Genomic DNA, 1386 nt, shown 5'->3' with positions numbered 1-1386 from the left:
ACCCACTCCCCCGTGCCGCCGCGCCGTTTCTGTTCGGGCCCGTGCCCGGTCGGCCGCCGACCGCTGTCCCGCCGGGCCCGCGCGCCCGGCGGGGGACACCGCCTCCGAACGTGCCGCGTGACGTCCCCGCGTCAGGCCGCGACCACTTCCGGCCCCGGCCTCAGGAGGTCCCGCCGGTCGCGGCCGCCGGCCCCTGCGGGCGTACCCCCGCGATCGCGATGTCCAGCAGACGGCCCGCCCGCGCGCCGTCTGGGTGGTCCTCCGTGGCGAGCGAGATGGCGCTGACGAGCGCGACCAGGTCCTCGGCGCGCACACCGGGGCGCACCGCCCGCGCCCGACGGGCGCGCTCCAGGAGTTCACCGGCCGCGGCGGTGATCATCGCCGCGCAGCCGTCGTCGCGTTCCAGCAGGTCGGCGTCGCGGCCGTCCCGCAGCAGCGAGGCGGCCAGTCCGCGGCTGGCCTCGGCGTAGGCGTGGAGGTCCCGCAGCCAGGCGAAGAGGGCGGGGCCGGGCCCGCTGGTGCGGGCATGCTCCCGCGCCCCCGCGCAGAGCGCTTCGACGCGGTCGTGGAAGACCACCTCCAGCAGGCGGCGGCGGGAGGGGAAGTGCCGGTGCAGGGTCGCCGAGCCCACTCCGGCCCGGCGGGCGATCTCCTCCAGTGAGGCGTCGACCCCGTGCGCCGCGAACACCTCCTCGGCCACGGCGACGATGCGTTCGTAGTTGCGCCGGGCGTCCGCGCGCAAGGGCCTTCGCGCTGTGCTCTCGACCACCGTGACCTCCTGCGCTTGCTAAGTGGGGTGGTTCTCCGGTTATCTTAGCGGAACGAAGTGGGGTGCCACCCCACTTCCTTGTCGAGAGACCGGGGAGAACGACCATGCGCGCTGTGCGGTACGACCGATTCGGCCCGCCCGAGGTGTTGCGCGTCGACGAGGTGCCCACGCCGAGCCCGGGAGAGGGCGAGGTGCTCGTCGAGGTGCACGCCGCGAGCGTGGACGCGGCAGAGCTCGCCTTCCGCTCGGGCAGGATGCGCGGGATCACCCGCGCCCGGTTCCCCCGGGGCGTGGGCGTCGACTTCACGGGCCGCGTCGCGTCGGTGGGCGCCGGAGTGCGCGCCTGGCGGGCGGGGGACGCGGTGTGGGGGCTCATGCCGCACTTCGTCTTCGGGGCCGTCGCCGACCACGTCGTCGTCCCCGAGCGGCGGCTCGCCAGCGCGCCCGGGAACCTCGGCCTCCTGGAGGCCGCCGCCCTTCCGGGGGCGGGCACCACCGCCCTGACCGCGCTGACGGACAAGGCCCGCCTCGCGCCCGGTGAACGGCTCCTGGTCCGCGGTGCCACCGGAGGCGTCGGCAACGTCGCGGTGCAGCTGGGCAAGGCGCTCGGCGCCGAG

The 1386-nt window shown here is 76.3% G+C and carries 2 protein-coding genes; one reads left to right on the top strand and one right to left on the bottom strand.

The window, feature by feature from the left end:
- Positions 1–160 precede the first annotated feature (160 nt).
- Positions 161–769, bottom strand: coding sequence for a TetR/AcrR family transcriptional regulator (locus DQW06_RS13605; protein ID WP_117198576.1), 609 nt, complete (start codon positions 767–769; stop codon positions 161–163).
- Positions 770–873: 104 nt separating this feature from the next.
- Here DQW06_RS13605 and DQW06_RS13600 point away from each other — a divergent pair.
- A partial coding sequence (locus tag DQW06_RS13600) for an NAD(P)-dependent alcohol dehydrogenase (RefSeq protein ID WP_157983437.1) occupies positions 874–1386 on the top strand: 513 nt, incomplete at its 3' end.

Source organism: Nocardiopsis sp. TNDT3 (assembly GCF_003427465.1).
GTDB classification, from domain to species: Bacteria; Actinomycetota; Actinomycetes; order Streptosporangiales; family Streptosporangiaceae; genus Nocardiopsis; species Nocardiopsis dassonvillei.
Note: the sequence above shows the minus strand (reverse complement) of the source record. Positions and strands in the feature narration are given on the sequence as shown.